Origin of the sequence: Paraburkholderia lebeckiae, from assembly GCF_050436225.1 — a bacterium.
GTDB lineage: Bacteria > Pseudomonadota > Gammaproteobacteria > Burkholderiales > Burkholderiaceae > Paraburkholderia > Paraburkholderia tuberum.
In genome coordinates, this window is record NZ_JBNDLU010000003.1 from 502917 (window position 1) to 520701 (window position 17785).

Sequence of the window (17785 nt, forward strand, 5' to 3'; positions counted from 1 at the left end):
CGGTAATAGAACGTGAATGGGCTTCGAAATATTCCGCCCGATGTCGCGTGGGAAGCCGCTTTCCGGCGCGCGCCGTGGCGGAGAACACAAAAGATTCGAACGATCCGAGTGGCTTCCCGGTTCACCGACGTGCTGCCTGGTTCGCCAACGCGCTACTTTCCAGTCGCGCCCCGCGGCCATCATTCGACGTGACGAAGCTCGCGGCGAAGAATCTCTCCGACGCTTGACGTCAGCCCGAGATCTCGCGTCTGGAGCCCGAAAGGGTGGCTACGAGGAGCCTGTCGGACTTCAGCGCCCGCCAAGCAACGGCCTGAACGTCGGGCATATTTCGCGAGCTACAGGACAATCAAAGAGTTGCGCATCCCGTTTTTAAATCGTCTCGGGCGTTTGTCGTTGCATCGACCGCGACCATTTGAAGGTAATGCGTTCGATATCCAGAAACCTTGTCCCGGAAGCAACTGGCCTTGGCGATATCCATTGGGTTGTCATGTACCTCTGCCAACGGTCACGAACAGGAGCGTTATGGCATGCTCCTCTATGACGCACTCTTTACATGGTGCAAGGACGATGCGCATACCTCGATGCACAGCCAAGCGAGCAGTCAGGGCACGGCTGTCTACATTGCTCCGTCCCGAAGGCGTCGACCCCGGCGCCTCGATCCTGCTTGTTGCCCGTGGACTGCGCGGCATCTGCGATGGTTTTATCGCGGTGCTGCTACCCGGATATCTGCTGGCGCTCGGCTTTGGGGAACTGGCTGTCGGGCTCATCAGCACGACCACGTTGTTCGGATCGGCCGTTGCGACGGCCCTGGTGGGTCTCGCAGGCAATCGCTTTGCACGGCGGGGCCTGTTGCTCTTCGCGGCGGTGTTGATGACGGCTACAGGTCTTTGTTTCGCAGGCCTGTCTTCACTGTGGCCGCTACTCGTCGTCGCGTTCATCGGCACGCTGAACCCGAGTTCCGGCGATGTCAGCCTGTTTCTTCCGCTCGAGCATGCAAGGCTCGCCGAATCCGCAACGCGTGACGCACGAACCGCCCTGTTTGCACGATATAGCCTCATCGGCGGACTGTCCGCTGCAGTCGGCTCCCTCGCGGCTGGCCTGCCCGATTCGATCAGCGTCCACTCGGGCGTTTCGCCACTCACGGCGATACGCGCGATGTTCACCGTCTACGCGACGGCAGGATTCGTGATCCTGCTCCTTTACCGGCGTCTGCCGGCACGCGAGTCCAGGACCGACACGCCGCGCGTGGCGCTTGGGCCTTCACGCGGAATCGTCATACGCCTTGCGATGCTCTTCAGCGTTGACGCCTTTGCGGGCGGACTTCTCGTCAACTCGCTGCTGACCTTGTGGTTGGTCCAGCGGTTCGGCCTTTCGCTCGGCGCAGCCGGCCAGTTCTTTTTCTGGGCAGGGCTGCTTGGCGCCGGCTCTCAACTGGCCGCGCCGCCGTTGTCGCGCCGGATCGGCCTGCTCAACACGATGGTGTTTACGCATATCCCCTCGAGCGTATGCCTGATTGTCGCAGCGTTTTCGCCCTCCCTCACGCTGACCCTCGCGCTGCTCCTCGCACGCAGTGCTCTTTCACAGATGGACGTGCCCACGCGCAGCGCCTACGTGATGTCGGTCGTCACGCCCGGGGAGCGTCCCGCAGCGGCGAGCTTTACCGCGGTTCCGCGAAGCCTGGCTGCAGCGCTCGCGCCCACCCTTTCAGGAGTATTGCTGGGCCTGGGGTGGCTCAGTGCTCCGCTAGTCGCGTGCGGCGCGCTGAAGATTGCCTACGATCTTTCGCTGCTCGCCGCATTTCGTCACGTCAGGCCCGACGGAGATTCGTCATGAAAGAGCGTATCGGCACGAACCGTCGCCGGGCTGCGACGTTGCTCGTCATTCTTTTGATGGTCGAAATTGGGGCACTGGTCGTCCATCACTGCGCGACCGCTGCCGGCACGCCACCCACGGTCGAACTACCGTTGACGCACGTCGCCGACATCCCGCTGCCAGGTCGCGCCACCCGGCTCGATTACGAAAGCTACGACCCTGACCGGCATCTGCTGTTCATCGCACACCTCGGCGACAGCGAAGTAATCGTCTTCGACACGCAGAACTCACGTGTTGTCGCCCGCATTGGAAACATCGCCGCCGTTCATGGCGTCCTGGTGATACCGGCACAGTCCCGCGTGTACGCGTCGGCGACCGGCACGAACGAAGTTGTTGCTATCGACGAGGCCACCCTGAAAATCACCGCACGTATGCAGGGTGGCGTTTATCCGGACGGAATGGCATATGCACCGGACACCCGGAAACTCTATGTATCGGACGAGACAGGTGGGACTGAAACTGTGATCGATACCCAGTCCAATCGCCGCACCAATGCGATCCCTTTGGGAGGCGAAGTCGGCAACACCCAGTACGATGCAACATCCCGTCACATCTTCGTCAATGTCCAGTCGCGAGGACAACTCGTCGAAATCGATCCATCGACCGACGCCATCGTCGCCCGGATCGACCTGCCGGGCGCACGCGGCAACCACGGCCTCTATATTGTTGCGCAACGACACCTCGCGTTCGTCGCGTGCGAAGGCAACCACCGACTGCTGACGCTGAACCTGCTCACCAGGCATGTCGAACAGTCATTCGACGTTGGCGGTGATCCCGATGTGCTCGCCTTCGATCCAGGTCCGGGCACGCTCTATGTTGCTGGCGAAGCAGGCATCGTGTCGATGTTTACCGTGGGTCTCTCAACCGTGTCGAAAATCGGCGAAGGTCGCATCGGGCCCAACGCGCATGTGGTTGGTGTCGATCCATCAACGCATCGCGCCTATTTCCCGCTGAAGAACGTCGACGGACGTCCGGTGCTGCGCGTCATGGCGCCCCGGCGGGTTTTGCCGTCGCTGTGAAACGATGACGGACACAGGAGCATCGACACAAAAATGCGCTCAATCCTCGCGGGACTTTTGGCTGCTACCTCAGCCCTCGCTGCTGCTCCGACGTAAGCGATCGCATGCTGGCCGACAGGACAGGATGACTTTGTATGCGTCCGACTGATACGGGATGTCCGACGCGAAATCTTACGAAGGCGATTGCGAGAAAAACGTACCATCGTCGCCCGCGACACCTGGTGACAAGCCTTCTGTTGCTCCGACCATGCCGCGGGCGCCGCATGGTGGATCGCAGTATGAATTCTAGGGAAATCCGCTCTTTCTCGGGCGAGTGGCCCACGACTGGCCGTTTCCTGGCACACTTCGGCCACTGGGTGCGACGAGGCGACTGTCCCTTCGTGTTTAGGTTGTAGGACGCTTGCCCTGATCCGCGCGCAAGCGAACTCGCGCAGGAGCCGGCGGGCAGGCGTCCTACAAGCCCCAAGGGAGGAAACCGCGGAGTGTTCCGATGTGGGCGGAACGTTTCACCGCTATGGCGATTTGTCCGGTCCGATTGAGGACGTGGTGGATGTGAACGCGGCTGAATTGGGGCCTTTGATTGGCACGATCGTGGCAGCGACACAGCGGTGGGTTGCTCTCGCGCCGAGTCGGCCAGCGCCAGACTGCCCGTTCGAAACGATAGGCGCAGGTGTCTCCTATTGGCTCTCGTTGCCGAAGAGCCGACAGTCGATGTGTGCATCCTGACACGATGATGTTCATGCGTGGGCTCGCTCAACAGGTGGTGCCCGGATAGGCCTGCTGCGCTGGAGTATGTCGATGATGATCATCGGCGAACCGCAGTGCCGGCAAACAAAGGTTGGCGGTACTGCAGCTGTGGCTACGACGTTAGCGCCGGGTTCGATATGGGCAGGCACTACGCTCAGCAACTCGCGTATCTTCGCGAGACTCTCGCGCCGCGATGGGTTCGCGAGCAGCCCGTAATGGCGGATGCGGTGCAAGCCGCCAGCTAGCACGTGCAGCAGGAACCGGCGCACGAACTCATCCGCTTCGAGCGTCATGGTCTTGTTGCGTGTGCGTCCGTCCACGCGGTAATCCTTCCAGTGGAAGGTGACGCCGTGTTCGTCGAGCGCGACCAGGCGTTGGTTGGAGATCGCGACGCGGTGCGTGTAACGCGACAGATAGGCCAACACCGCTTTCGGTCCGGCAAACGGGCGCTTGGCGTACACCACCCATTCACATGCTCGCATCGGCGCAAGCCATTCGGTGAAGGCTGTGACATCGTTGAGCCCGGCATATTCGCCGAAGAAGCGCAACTGGCCGCGGCGATAGATCGCTTCCAGTTCTTCGAGGAAGCGTCGCCGGAACAGGCGTGAGAGCACGCGCACGGGAAGGAAGAAACCTGGCTTGCATGCTACCCACCGGCTTCGATCGGGCGACAACCCACCACCGGGAACGATGCCATGCACATGGGGATGATGCGTGAGCGCGGAGCCCCAGGTATGCAGGACGAGCGTGGCGCCGATCTGTGCCCCGAGATGCTTCGGATCGGCGGCGATGGTGCGCAACGTCTCGGCTGCGATATCGAACAGCAGCCCGTAGATGACGGCCTTGTTGTAATACGCAATCGCGCTGATCGCAGCCGGCAGCGTGAAGACGACGTGGTAATACTCGACGGAGATCCGCCTCACGCGCTTCGAGCCACCGACGCGCCGCGGTAGCCTGGCACCTTGGGCAATGTCTATTGCGACACGAGTTGTAGGCAACCTCGATGTGTTCGCAGCCGGAACAGCGCAACACGTGTCCACCCAGCGCCGCGCTGCGGCACTGTTCGATCGCCGACATCACCTTCAGTTGCCCGAGGTTCAGGTGGGCGGATTGACGCCACGCTGGATCAAGAGAGCGAAAGACGTCGGCCACCTCCAGCGCGCGATGCGCCACGACGTCGACCTACGCGGGATTCAGACCATCAAGAGGGCTGACCACCTCACGCAGAATATCGGTGGCGACCTGGGCATAAAGCGCTGTGGTCTCAAGTCTATTGCCTGCAGGCAATAGACTTGACTGCAGAGGTTTACATAGCGACCCCAAACCGCCCTTCAGCTCGCCCAAAAGCAGCCATTCCAGGTAGAGACTCCAGTAGCATCCCTGAAGCATGAGGAACGATCTGCATTGATTGTTTAGGTGCGCATGAGCGCTTCGACTATTAAAATTTCAAACGTTCTATTGGCTGCGTCGCGCGCGGCGTTGTGGTGGTTATGCAACCTACCTGTAATGCTCGGGATCGGTGGCGTGCCCGCGATGCAGCGCCGATGGTCCACACCAGCGTAAGCTGCATAACGACATGCAATTGCAGGAGACACGCCATGGAAAACAGAAACAGCAGTTCGTCGGCCAATACGGAGAACGCCGTGCCGAGCCGTAGGTTCGTAGCATCGCTGGTTTATGTGTTCGAACAGGTCATGCCTAACCCGTTCGTGCTTTCAATCGGCTTGACGCTGGTGGTCTACCTTCTGGCCACATTCTTCGCGCCGTGCGCATCGCTGCCGACGATGCCCACTGCCTTGCACGGCGGCACGTTCAACATCCCCGGCCTCGCGTTGCAGATGATTCTGATCCTCGCGACCGGCTACGCCATCGCCGATGTGCTGGCCGTGCAGCGCCGGCAACGCGCCCTCGCCGCGCACATCCAGACACGGGCCGCGCCCGTGTTGAGCTGACGGAGATCCCATGTCCATCGAAGAACCCCGCGCGGCGGGCGAGCTCAATCCAGAGTTCTACCGTAGGCAGGCCGACGTCTGTCGCACGGCGGGCGACGAACTCGCCGCGCTCGCAAATCTGATCGCCGCTCGAACGCTCGACGCTTTCGCCGCGCAACCGTCCGTCGCACAAACGCGCAATCTGTGTGACGTCGCCACCGGCTATTTCATGAAAGGCGACTACGAGGCCGCTGCGCATTGGTATCGTCTCGTGCTCGATATCGATCCCAATACCGCCGTCGCCTGGTTGAACCTGGCGGCGATCCACGCCGAACAGGACGACGAACACGAGGCCGCGGCATGCCGCGAGCGCGCGTACCAGTCTCAGCGCGTGTTCATCGAACAGACGGGCGGCGAGACGCGCCGCGTGTTGATTCTTTGTAGCGGCAGCGGCACCGGCAACGTGCCGTTCGCAGCGTTGCTGCCCGGTACGGTCAATTGCCGCATTAAATACGCAATCGATCACGCCCTCGACGAAGAAGACGCTAATCTTCCGCCATTCGACATCGTGTTCAACGCGCTCGGCGATCCGGACATCGCGGAGCCGATTGCCAAGCGCCTCGCTCGGTTCGAGTCGCGCTCATCGCGGCCCGTGCTCAACCGCTCGGCCGTAGTGGCGCGCACGCGGCGGCATTGGCTGCCCGAATTGCTGCGTGGCCTAACCGACGTGGTAAGCGCGCATTGCGTGCTCGGCATCGCACCGACTGGCGCCGAAGAACCGCTCGCGCGCCGCGTCGCCGATAACGGGCTGACGTTTCCACTGTTGTTGCGGCCGGTCGCCTCGCATGGCGGCGATGGCCTCGTGCGCTGCGACGACCCCGACACACTTAACGCTCATTTACGCGTAATGGACGGCGCGCATTACCTGAGCGCGTTCCACGATACACGCGACGCGGATGGGTTTTATCGCAAGTACCGGATGATCTTTATCGACGGCGAGCCGTTCGCGTATCACCTCGCGATCTCGCCACACTGGATGGTCCACTACTTCTCGGCGGATATGGAGGCGCAGGCGTGGAAGCTCGATGAAGAGCGCCGGTTTCTCGCCGATCCGCGTGGCGCGATCGGCGACCGCGCTTTACGTGCCATCGCGAACATCGGCGAACGGCTCGCGCTCGATTACGCCGGCATCGACTTCACGATCTTGCCGGACGGCCGCGTGTTCGTCTTCGAAGCAAATGCAACGATGTTGGTGCATTACGAACGCGACGACGGTCCGCTGAAACACAAGAACGGTTACGTACAACGCATCGTGGACGCTTTCGAGCAGATGATGATTCGCCGATCCCTCTCTCATGCAGGCCCGCGTGATTTACGTCGTCAGACAGAGTCGACATGATCGGGCACCGCACCACCTTGGCCACCGTGGCGGCCCCGTCGGGCCTGCTCGCCGAACTACAATGCTGCGAGTTGCGCATAGAGCGGCAAACTGACGGGCAGTTCGGCCTACTATCCCGTCAAAGCATACGAGTCGGTGCAACGAAGATTGGCGTCTGTTCCAATGCCGGATCAACCGGCCGCCCTTCAACATGCAGGTTGCACGACGCGGGACACAAGAGATTATCGAGCGGGTCTCAAGTTGGCCGATCGAATATACGACCTGTCAAACTGACACCGAAAACATTGGCAATGGGTGCGTTCAGCAACCACCTCCTCAAGCCTATATCCGCCCGGTAACCCGTTGCAATTTTGTTGCTGCCGCGTTCGATTCACAGATTGTCAACGATCGCCACACCGATGGCGAATGACGCTTCATGGCCGACTGTACGCGTTCACCCGTCAGCACCATAAGCCGACGTTCAGAAGCATTCGCTGCGCCTAAGGCAGTTTTGCGGTGTCGCAGCCTTGTTGAGTGCAACCGGCCACAGAAGGACGGTCGACGGTATCCAATGAATGACGGTTCATCTGTTAATTTCCGCCGTTGGTCGAGGTTTTTCGGAGGTCGCTTGAGTGTCCGAGTGCGGCCAGTTGTGATCACGCTCGGCCGCTCCAGCCCCGGAGAATACTATTGCGCGAAAGAAAGCTACTGCGGCGCTCAAGCCACCTTGCGTACGCTACTCCAGGACCACAATTCGGTAGGCGACAATGCTTTCGAGAAGAGGAAACCTTGCAGTTCGTCGCAACCAATGTTTCGCAGGATCTGAGCCTGATGCTCGCTCTCGACTCCTTCGGCGACCACTCGGAGACCCAGTTCGTGGCCGAGCTCGATGATTGCCCGAATAATTGCGAGGTCGGCCGGCGCATCGAGCATGTCTTGCACGAACGCGCGGTCGATCTTGAGGCGATCAAGCGGAAATCGGTTCAGATAGCTGAGGCTTGAGTAACCGATACCGAAATCGTCGAGGGATAGCTTTACTCCAAGCTTGCGGATCGCCTGGATCGTGGTGAGATAGTTCTCCGCGTTGTCCATCAACACCGTCTCAGTGATCTCGAGTTCGAGCCGATCGGGAGCCACGCCGTACCGCTCGAGACTGTCTGCGAGCGAGCTTATCAAGTCTGGCTCGCGCAGCTGGATCGCAGACACGTTGATCGAGACACGCAGATGCATCAGCCCGCCAGCGTCCCACGCGGCGACCTGTCGGCATGCTTCGTCGATTACCCAGGCACCGATCGGAATGATGAGTCGTGTGTCTTCGGCGACCGGAATAAACTGCGCAGGCGACACCGTGCCGATCTGCGGGCTGTTCCAGCGCAAGAGCCCCTCAACGGCAACCGGTTCGCCCGTGCGGGCATCGACACACGGCTGGTACGCAAGCCGGAACTCCTGCCTGGTGATCGCCGTGCGCAGGCACGCTTCGAGCGTCAACCGGTAGCGCGCGCGTTCGGCCATATCAGGTGCGAAGAACTTGACGAGGTTACGTCCCGCAGCCTTCGCCTGGTACATCGCGGCGTCGGCGTTCTGCATCAGGGTATCGATGTCCTCGCCATCGTCCGGGAAAAGTGCCACGCCGACACTGCATGACACCGGCAACGCGGCGCCGCCTAGTTCATGCGGCTGACGAACGAGCGGCAACAGACGATCCTCGATCGCACGGGTAACATCCGCCACATTGCTGACACCATTGAGGATTACCGTGAACTCGTCGCCACCGAGGCGGCTGACGGTGTCATTGCTGCGCACGGCTTGCAGAAGGCGCCGCGCGACCGAGCGCAACAGGTTGTCGCCGATGTGATGGCCAAGCGAATCATTGATGTTCTTGAACCGGTCCAGATCAATGAAGAGCACGCCGACGCGTTGGCCGGCGTGGCGCGCATTGCCGAGTGCGACGCCAAGGCGCTTGATGAACAGCTCGCGGTTCGGCAGTTCGGTTAGCACGTCGTGTTCGGCGAGGAACTGAATGCGCGCCTCGCTCTTCTTGCGGTCCGTGATGTCGATCAACGTGCAGATATAGTGCGACAGGTTCGCCCGCCGGTCGCGCACCGCGCTCACCATTAGCCATGCCGGATAGTCGTTGCCGGCCCGCCTTCGCACTTGCGCTTCGCCATGCCACGCGCTGAGGCGATCGACAGAATCGATAACGGCCGGAAAAATGTCATCTTGCTCCTGCGTTCCAAAGAGGAAAGCAGGCTTCTTGCCCGCCACGTCGTCAGCGCAATATCCAGTCGCTCGATAGAACGATGCATTGGCAGTGACGAGCCGTCGTTGCTCATCCAGAATCAGAATCGCCTCGGATGATGCCTCGAACACCTTGCCCCACAATTCGAGGCGTTGCTCCATCAGCTTGATCTGGTTGATTGGAGTGAATGCAGTCAACACTGCGTCGCGCCCCTGGAAGTCGAGGCGTCGCGCCGATAGCATGGCCCACGTAGGTTCGCTGCCGGCCTTCCAGCGCACCTCGAATTCGTCTACGGCATCTCGGTCCGAGAGTTGCTGAAAAAACCGCGCGCGTACCTCCGAGTCGAGACCGAAGCCCCAGGGGTCTACCGTGCAGCCGTTGAGCCAGGCAAGCGCTGGCCGGTTTGCGTGCAGGATCTCATGCCCCGGGATTGACGTGACGACCATCGGCACTGGAGTCGCCTCTACAAGAGCGTATTGCGCGGCCGACGCACGCGCTGTCGCGGCAAGCTCCTTCTGCACGACGCGCTCGCGGTCAAGCTGCGCGAGCATGTCGTTGAAGCCGCTCACGAGCTGGCCGATCTCGTCCTGACTATGCCACCTGGCGCGCAGCGAGTGGTCTCCTGTGCGGCGCACGGTATCCATCACGCGCGCCAGCTGGCGCAAGGGGCGGGAAATCTGCTGCGCGACGAAGTACACCATGCTCAGGATCGCGCATAGCAGAAAGAATGCCGTTCCAAGGTGCAGCCACATTCGCTCAAAGAGGCCGCGCACGCGCTTATGCAGAAGACTTTCGAGCTGGCTGCCGGTGTTACTCCACGCGTCGCTTACGCTCGTTACCAGGCGCTGCTGTGCGGAATCGAGCCGGTTCAGCGCGGCCGCATCCGCGCCAGCGTCAACTGCGGCTCCAGCCATGCGGCGATACGTTTCGACGGCGGCGAGCATGCGTTCGACCGACGGTCCAATCGTGCCGGTCAGTGTGCCGTTCGCGGCCGAAGCTTCCGCATAGTCCGAGCGCAGCCCCTGCAATACTGCGTCGAGCTGTCCCTCCAGCACGAGGTAGCGGGTTCGCATCTCATCGTGGCTCATCGATGCGGCGTGAGGATTCGCGCCGGCATCGTGCAGATGGCGGCCGATCCGGTTGACGTCGCCGAGCAGTTCCGGGTAGCGCAGAATCGACAGTGACATTGAATAGTAGCTGTCCAGGTCCGGATCCAGAATCAGGTTCGACTGGTTACCGACCCGGGTCACCAGTGCGCGCGTCGCGTCGAGGCCGAGGTCCACCGTCGATGCGCTCGCATGCGGCGCCGAACTGGCTTCGAGTGCATCGCGGACCCGTTCGTTAATAACTGCGCTTTGCATGTTCGCGCCAAAGCGGCGCTCTGCGTCGTCGAGTCTGCTAGCAGTGCTCTTCAATTGGACCGCAGACTGCGGCTGCCCAGCCCCCGCGAGTGCGAAGTCGATAAGCGCGTCATGCACGGCCGCGACGTAGGCATTCCCGATCAGCTCCTTGTCGGAGAAGTCAATTGCGATGTACTTTTCGCGGATCAGGATGCCGCTGATGTAAAGGACTGCGCTCAAGTCGAGCAGATAAATCAGCAGCAGCTTTCGGCCGACGCGGAGACGGCCGAGAAACCGGAAGAACAGGTTGCGTTTCATGGGCGTGGTCGCTCTATCGCAAAGTTTTCGTCCCACGTGCGGCAAGCCAGGCGTTTCACTGAGTTTCTCCGTGCAGGGAACGTGGGACCTCTGGTTCAGGTCCCACGGCGGGAAGAGCCCCTGATCAAGCTATCGACCGGTTGAAGAACTTCTTTAGTCTTTGCTTAAAACGCCCCATAACGGTGCTAGAAACGCGACAACACGGTGCGAACATTTCGAAGGAGGGTGGCTTTTGGGCAGTCGTTCAATGGTGCCAGGACTTTGTCATGGCGAGCGCCTTTGGCAGGCCAGCAGTCAATATGCGAATTCTTTCGCTTCCGCGGCCAAGGGGGCGACCATTCGGACGTTGAATCCGCCATTCATTGGAAAGTCCGCTTCGGATCGCGGGCCTGGACCGCTCGCGCGGCAGGGGCTCCGATAGACGGTGGCGCAATGGAGAGGAAACCGACTCTGTCTTCATGTCGACGGGCGGGGAAATCCGCCTCGTCTTCCATCGTGAGAAGCATCGACGGCCACATGTCGCCGAGATCGGTGGGGCAGGAGGTGAGCAGAACTTCCTAGCGCCAATCGTCGAGGACGAAGTCGTTAGGGCGGCTGTAGGCAGGCTCGTTCGGCCGATGCATGGTCACCACCTGCATTTGGCTGCGGAAACCGCGTGCCATCATCTGGCGATAGGCGTGCTCGCGTCCGGTATTGACCCCAGCCAGGACCCTCGCCATCCCCGATGCGGTGGCGAGCGCGCCGGCGGCGTCGAGCAGCGCGCCGAACCGATCGGAGGCACCCGGACCCGGGCGCACCGCGCCGAATTTGATGAAGAGACAATCGGCACCGGCCTCGCTCGCCGGTCCCCAATGGCAAACCGCGAAGCCGCCCAACTGGCCCGAACGCTCCCACAACAGCAGGGCGTCGCCGAGGCCGCGCGCGGCGACGGTGCGGATCTCAGCGGAGAGATCGAGGCCGGCGAGGATCTCGTCGCTGAGCGCGCGGCTCGCTTCTTCCGCCGCCCGCCGCTCGCCGGGCGCGAGCGCCGTATAGCGCGCGTCCTGCGGCAGCGGGTCGGACGCGGCCGCCGGCGCCGCCATGATCGCGGTGAGAAAGCGCGGATAGAAGCCGAACTTCTGATAGAGCCAAACGTGCTTCGTGCTTTGGGCGAACGTGCACAGGCCGGCGTGGCGCGTGCCCCAGTGCGCGAATTGTTCCGAGACCGCTGCGACCAGCGGCTGGGCGATGCCCTTGTCCCACAGATCAGGGCGAACCGAGAGTGGGCCGAAAAAACCGACACTGCCCCAGTTGGTGGCGAAGTTGACGCCGGCGAGCGTGCCGTCGTGGTCGGCAGCGAAGGCGGCAGTATGCTCGCATCCGAAGCGGCCGTAGACGTAGTCGAAATCGGTCCAGAAATTATCGGGATCGGCGACGCCGAAGAAGGTGCCGAAGGCACGCCGCACGATGCGCTGCCCCTCCGGCAGGTCGCGCTCTTCAAGTGGACGAACGTTGTGCATGTTGGCAATCCCCCGTCCTCGGCCATGACCTGCAACGATCGTAGCATACGGTCAGGTCCTCGCGAATAGGCGGGGCGGAGGTCTGTTGAGGGCTACGAACGGCCCCGTCAGGCCGAGGTCGGCCAACAGGAGACACTCGACTCAATCCCGAGGATCGTTGACAATGCCTCGCCGATGAGATCGACAAGGAGAGCAGCGTGATTCGTTCAGGAGACGTCTTTATAATCCGGACGTCCGGCGGAGAAGCATACTTCCAGTATGTGAAGAAAGTCGCTCCGATGGGCTCGCTGATCCGCGTGTTGCCGGGTGTGTTTGCCGACGCACCTACAGATTTGGAGTCGCTCGTAGCGATTGAAACGAATTTCTGGATCTTCTTTCCTGCGGGAGCCGCTTTCTCTCGCGGCATCGTTCGAAAGATTGGCAGATATGCGATTCCGGATCATTCGAAGAACGTCCCGGTGTTCCGAGTTGGCGTCGTAGATCGGGCCGTCGGGAAAGTAGTTGACTGGTGGTTGTGGGATGGTGAGAAGGAATGGCGCATCGGTCCGATCACCGATGAGCAGCGAAAGCTCCCCATTCGAGGCTCCTGGAATGACACGATGCTGATAAAGCGGATTGAGGAGGGTTGGTTACCGGAAAACGATCCGCGGTAATTCAACTTCATGAACCGTCGGACAGGAGCCGGCCGGTCCGTTCAGCGATATCGGAGGCTCGGATAGTTGACAGCTCGAGATGCAGAACTCCGTCGAACGTGTCTCCCGGCTCGCGTGTCAGGGTCAAAAGCCCGGCGCTAAGCGCCAATGAACAAATGGCGGACACGGTGTACCGCTGAGGAAGGCCAGAAATACTTTCACAACCTGGTCAGCCATGAACCATTCATCTGAGCGCATCGGAATGTTACCCGCTCCGAAGACCAGGATCGTGCCATCAGGGCGCACCGGGGAAGGGTTGTTGTGGAACGCTCTCCATCGTTGTGAGCCGAACTCGAAGCGCTCAATCATGCAACTGACGCCACCGCCGGCTACCTGCACATAGTTACCTGCGCCGTCAGTCAATGACGCATAAGATGACTTGCCGTAGCTTCGCAGTGACTTGAGCGCACAAGTGATCTGTATGGGAGTCGGCGCGATGATTGCCGCTTTGCCCTCGATGTCGAATTTCATTAGCTAAATTTATCTCGATTCCCCTGAACGCGAATCCTACCAGTGCCGAAACCCTATAACGAATGGCCGCTATCGACAAACTTGAGCGACCGAACCGGGTCGCAAGTACTCATTCGCTTTCCGGGGGACGAGTCATTCGCGACCACCGACCTGTGAATGACAGGAAAGCGCCCCATACCCGTCTGACCGGCACCGATGCTCGAATGACGGCTCAGGCCGATTCGGGTAAGAAGACCGGATGGAACCGGTGTGGCGGAAAAATAACGGCAGACAATATATTTCCCATCAACTCAAGGGAGTTTGTCATGGGAAGCATTCAAAACCGGGAGCCTTGGAACAAGGCCAAGCTGATCGGTCAGAAGCCGCCGTTGAAGCCAAAAGACGTCTGGGCAATCCGGATTCACCTGCAGAACGGGCATGCGGTTCGCGATCTTGCGTTATTCAATCTTGCGATCGACAGTAAGCTGCGCGATTGCGATCTCGTCAACCTGCATGTCCGCGACGTGACTCACGGCAATCAGATACTGCCGCGTGCGATGATCATGCAGAGCAAGACTAAACGGCCCGTGCAGTTTGAGGTCACGGAGCCAGCTCGCACTGCCGTTGCTGCATGGATTGAAAAAGCCAAGCTGAGGTCCGATCAGTACCCGTTCCCGAGTCGGCTTTCTCGCTCGTCGCACATTTCAACGCGACAATACGCCAGGATGGTTCATCAGTGGGTCGCTGCAATCGGTCTTGATCCGACCGCTTACGGCACGCACACGATGCGCCGGACGAAGGCCACCTTGATCTACAAGCGAACGAAGAATCTTAGAGCCGTTCAACTCCTGCTTGGTCACAGCAAATTGGAAAGCACTGTTCGATATCTCGGGATTGAGGTCGACGATGCCCTCGAAATATCTGAGCAAACTGAAATCTAACATCGGGACGTGGCTGCGCGACAGGTTGCTCGCCGCCAGCCGCGCTTGCGCCACGGCTAAACCGCGTTTTTCGACCAGGATCCGTCATCCACCGCAAAGTTCGCTGGCTCCGTAGCTGGAACGCCCGGTGCACCATGGCCTACCTCGCTTTGTTGCCGGTGGGCGCCGCAAAGCGCAAGCGGCTCTTCACTCGTTCGGCCAGGAAAGAGACCGCCTTGTACGTCCGGTCGGCTATCATGCCTATCCTCTCCGAAGTAGCTCCTTATGATTTCCGTCCGTAATGTCACGCTGCGCCGCGGCGTCAATGTCGTACTCGATAGCGCGTCCGTCACCTTCACCCCCGGCGAAAAGATTGGCCTTGTCGGCCGCAATGGCGCCGGCAAGTCATCCTTCTTCGGCCTTCTCAACGGCACGCTGCACGAAGACGGCGGCGAGTTCTCGATTCCCGCTGCATGGAAGATGGGCCAGGTCGCGCAGGAGATGCCGGAGACCGAGCAGAGTGCGACCGACTTCGTCATCGAGGGTGACGCCATACTGCTGGCCGCGCAGGCCGAAGTAGCCGCCGCTGAGGCCAGCGACGATGGCATGCGCATGGCGCACGCCTACATGGCCCTGCACGACGCCGGGGCACACGATGCCCCCGCACGTGCCCAGGCGCTGATCCAGGGCCTTGGCTTCAGTGCTGCACAGCTTGGCCAGCCGGTCAACAGTTTCTCCGGCGGCTGGCGCATGCGACTGCAGCTGGCGCGCGCGCTCATGTGCCCGTCGGACCTGCTGTTGCTCGACGAACCGACCAATCACCTCGACCTCGACGCGCTGGTCTGGCTGGAAGCGTGGCTCAAGCGCTATCAAGGAACCCTGGTCGTGATCAGCCACGATCGCGAATTCCTCGACGCGGTGACGCAGGTGACGGTGCACGTCGACAACGCCAAGCTCGTGCGTTATGGCGGCAACTACAGCAAGTTCGAAGAGATGCGCGCCGAGCAACTGCTGTTGCAGCAGGCCGCGATGGCCAGACAGGCGGACAAGATCGCCCACCTCCAGAAGTTCATCGACCGTTTCAAGGCGAAGGCCTCGAAGGCGAAACAGGCGCAGAGCCGGGTCAAGGCGCTCGAACGCATGGAGAAGATCGCGCCCGTGCTTGCCGACGCGGAGTTCACCTTCGAGTTCAAGGAGCCCCTCAACGTCCCGAACCCGCTGTTGTCGATGCTGGACACGAGCTTCGGCTACCCCGCGCCGGCCGGCGCACTGCCGGGCACGCCGCCCACGGTCATCGTGCGGGGCATCAACCGTTCGGTGCTGGCCGGGCAGCGGATCGGCATTCTCGGTGCCAACGGCCAAGGCAAGTCCACGCTGGTGAAGACGGTGGCGCACGCCCTGGCGCCGATTGCCGGCGAAATCAGCGAAGGCAAAGGCCTGAACATCGGCTACTTTGCACAGCAGGAGCTGGACGTGCTGCGTCCTCTCGACACACCGTTGGAACACATGATCCGCCTTGCCAGGGACACGCCGGCGCACCTGCGTGCCCCCGGCCAGAGTGGCACCGAACAATCGCTTCGCACCTTCCTCGGCACCTTCAACTTCAGTGGTGACATGGTCCATCAGGCGGTCGGCACGATGAGCGGCGGCGAAAAGGCGCGGCTCGTGTTGTGCATGATCGTGTGGCAGCGCCCCAACCTGTTGCTGCTCGACGAGCCTACCAACCACCTCGACCTGGCCACACGCGAAGCGCTAGGCATGGCACTCAACGAATTCGAAGGCACAGTGTTGCTGGTCAGTCACGACCGGTCCCTGCTGCGCGCGGTATGTGACGAGTTCTGGCTGGTCACCAAGGGTGGCGTCGAGCCCTTCGACGGCGATCTGGACGACTACCAGCAGTTCCTGCGCGACGAAGCCCGTCGCATGCGCGAGCAGGCTGCCGCGGAGCAGAAGGTCATCGCCTGAGTTACCTCTAGGCGGGCGGCGGGCGTTGCATGGCGGGCGACGCGCGGACGTTCGCCAACGTCTTCAGCATTCGTGCGGACAAGCGCGCTCCAATGCAAGATATCGGCCACAAGCAGCCAGTCGATGCCGCGCCACGGATCGTGGACGATCCGCCGATCAACCCGGCCGGCGCTCCGCATATCAGGTGACCACCCGTCAGGGACACGTTGGGAGGGCACGTACACGCCTCGGCACGGCGAACATCGGCGACGCGTTCGCGCGAAGCCTCGCGGCGTTCGCCGCATCACGGCTGATCCCGTTCGTCGTCCGACTAATCACGCCCAAGGTACTGCCGCTCGGTTGCGTTCACGACTGCCGTGCTGGCGGTGGGACTGTCAGTTATGTATTTCAGTCCGCGACTTCGCACTTCGGAGCCTTAAGCACCGATGCCTCGCTACGGTGCGCCGCGCCAGTGTTGAACAAAGGCCTTTCCTAGTCTCTCTAACAGGTTGGAGGTGAAACTCATGGTCAGACGATTGGCGATATTTGCTTTTGGGGGCGGACATCGCAGGTAACTTTAGATAGCCCCGCGGTAGATATTCGCCCACGGACCGGCCGCGTTATTGCTGCGTCTGCAGCATCGAGGCACGAAGAGGCATCGAGCCACGCGTATTGTGCGCCTCCAGTATTGGACCGATGGAGAGGACAATGACTCTGATCAGATGGACGCTGACGATTGGCCTCGTATGCGGATGTGGCCTGGCCGGTACGGGCAATGCAGCAACAAACGACCGGCTTTTAAAGCTACTGCAGTTGCAAACCTTGAATCGTCTAGCATCGGAGAGCGCGCCGACGAAGAAGAACGCTTCGGGCGACAACAGTGCGCGCCAGGATCGTGGGGCAAACCGTCCGGGAGCCCAGTCACAGCCAGACAATCGAGGCGTGCCCGGCAACGTGCCGACGCGAAGGCCATAACCTGCGATTAAACGTCGGACCCGGGACGGCTGGCCGCGACGCGCAGTTATGGCTTGAAGGGCGCAATCGCCGTGGGGCGCCTTCGTGCCGTTTCGGGAATGGATCAGCCGGGTACACGGCTTGCTGTTGTTTGTGCAAGGAGCTATCCCCGTCCCATCGCGAATGCTCATACAGTGCGGCCTGGCGTGAACGGCGGAAGCCTGAGGCTGTCGCGTTGCAATTCGTTCGCGTTACTGTGAATTTCCAAAAGGCAGCGGTTGGCTGCCAAGAATGTACGTTAGAGATGCTGTGCGTTTCCCCGTAGATCACGGATGCTTCCACGGTCGAATCTTATGGAAATCTGAAGAACGACAACTACTACCTGGGAAAACGATAAGGATCACTGTTTAACGAAATGCCTAAGCTATAGCAGCGTCCATTATTTCTTTCGGCACGCGCTCGAGGTAGGCCTATTCCGACGA

The 17785-nt window shown here is 60.9% G+C and carries 11 protein-coding genes and 1 pseudogene; 8 read left to right on the forward strand and 4 right to left on the reverse strand.

Going from position 1 to position 17785, the window contains the following annotated elements; genetic code table 11:
- Window positions 1-567 precede the first annotated feature (567 nt).
- Window positions 568-1833, forward strand: a complete 1266-nt coding sequence (locus OKW45_RS37130; protein ID WP_429474034.1) for an MFS transporter — start codon at window positions 568-570, stop codon at window positions 1831-1833.
- Complete coding sequence (locus tag OKW45_RS37135; protein WP_429473726.1) at window positions 1830-2891, forward strand: YncE family protein; 1062 nt, start codon at window positions 1830-1832, stop codon at window positions 2889-2891. Before OKW45_RS37130 ends, OKW45_RS37135 begins: the two co-directional genes overlap by 4 nt.
- 737 nt (window positions 2892-3628) lie before the next feature.
- Here OKW45_RS37135 and OKW45_RS37140 read toward each other — a convergent pair.
- Window positions 3629-4811: pseudogene (locus OKW45_RS37140) on the reverse strand (IS91 family transposase).
- A 425-nt stretch (window positions 4812-5236) separates the two neighbouring features.
- Here OKW45_RS37140 and OKW45_RS37145 point away from each other — a divergent pair.
- Window positions 5237-5590, forward strand: a complete 354-nt coding sequence (locus OKW45_RS37145) for a TIGR00366 family protein (RefSeq protein WP_429473727.1) — start codon at window positions 5237-5239, stop codon at window positions 5588-5590.
- A gap of 10 nt (window positions 5591-5600) precedes the next feature.
- Complete coding sequence (locus tag OKW45_RS37150) at window positions 5601-6968, forward strand: tetratricopeptide repeat protein (protein WP_429473728.1); 1368 nt, start codon at window positions 5601-5603, stop codon at window positions 6966-6968.
- A 696-nt stretch (window positions 6969-7664) separates the two neighbouring features.
- Here the strand turns inward: OKW45_RS37150 and OKW45_RS37155 are convergent.
- Complete coding sequence (locus tag OKW45_RS37155; RefSeq protein ID WP_429473729.1) at window positions 7665-10844, reverse strand: bifunctional diguanylate cyclase/phosphodiesterase; 3180 nt, start codon at window positions 10842-10844, stop codon at window positions 7665-7667.
- Between the two features lie 557 nt (window positions 10845-11401).
- Window positions 11402-12343 (reverse strand): GNAT family N-acetyltransferase, encoded by a 942-nt coding sequence (locus OKW45_RS37160; protein ID WP_018422769.1) that lies wholly within the window; start codon window positions 12341-12343, stop codon window positions 11402-11404.
- Window positions 12344-12540: 197 nt separating this feature from the next.
- Here OKW45_RS37160 and OKW45_RS37165 point away from each other — a divergent pair, with 197 nt between their 5' ends.
- Window positions 12541-12996, forward strand: coding sequence for a hypothetical protein (locus OKW45_RS37165; RefSeq protein ID WP_429473730.1), 456 nt, complete (start codon window positions 12541-12543; stop codon window positions 12994-12996).
- Between the two features lie 123 nt (window positions 12997-13119).
- Here the strand turns inward: OKW45_RS37165 and OKW45_RS37170 are convergent, their stop codons facing one another.
- Window positions 13120-13506 carry a hypothetical protein gene (locus tag OKW45_RS37170; protein WP_429473731.1) on the reverse strand — a complete coding sequence of 129 codons (387 nt, stop codon included), beginning with the start codon at window positions 13504-13506 and terminating at the stop codon, window positions 13120-13122.
- A 305-nt stretch (window positions 13507-13811) separates the two neighbouring features.
- Here OKW45_RS37170 and OKW45_RS37175 point away from each other — a divergent pair, with 305 nt between their 5' ends.
- The 3 genes from OKW45_RS37175 (at window position 13812) to OKW45_RS37185 (ending at window position 16558) form a co-directional block, all read left to right on the forward strand.
- On the forward strand, window positions 13812-14426 hold the full coding sequence (locus OKW45_RS37175; RefSeq protein ID WP_429473732.1) for a tyrosine-type recombinase/integrase: 615 nt from the start codon (window positions 13812-13814) through the stop codon (window positions 14424-14426).
- A gap of 264 nt (window positions 14427-14690) precedes the next feature.
- Entirely contained in the window at window positions 14691-16370 is a 1680-nt protein-coding gene (locus OKW45_RS37180; protein WP_018422773.1) for an ABC-F family ATP-binding cassette domain-containing protein, read from the forward strand.
- Between the two features lie 29 nt (window positions 16371-16399).
- Complete coding sequence (locus OKW45_RS37185; RefSeq protein ID WP_018422774.1) at window positions 16400-16558, forward strand: hypothetical protein; 159 nt, start codon at window positions 16400-16402, stop codon at window positions 16556-16558.
- Window positions 16559-17785: the final 1227 nt, after the last annotated feature.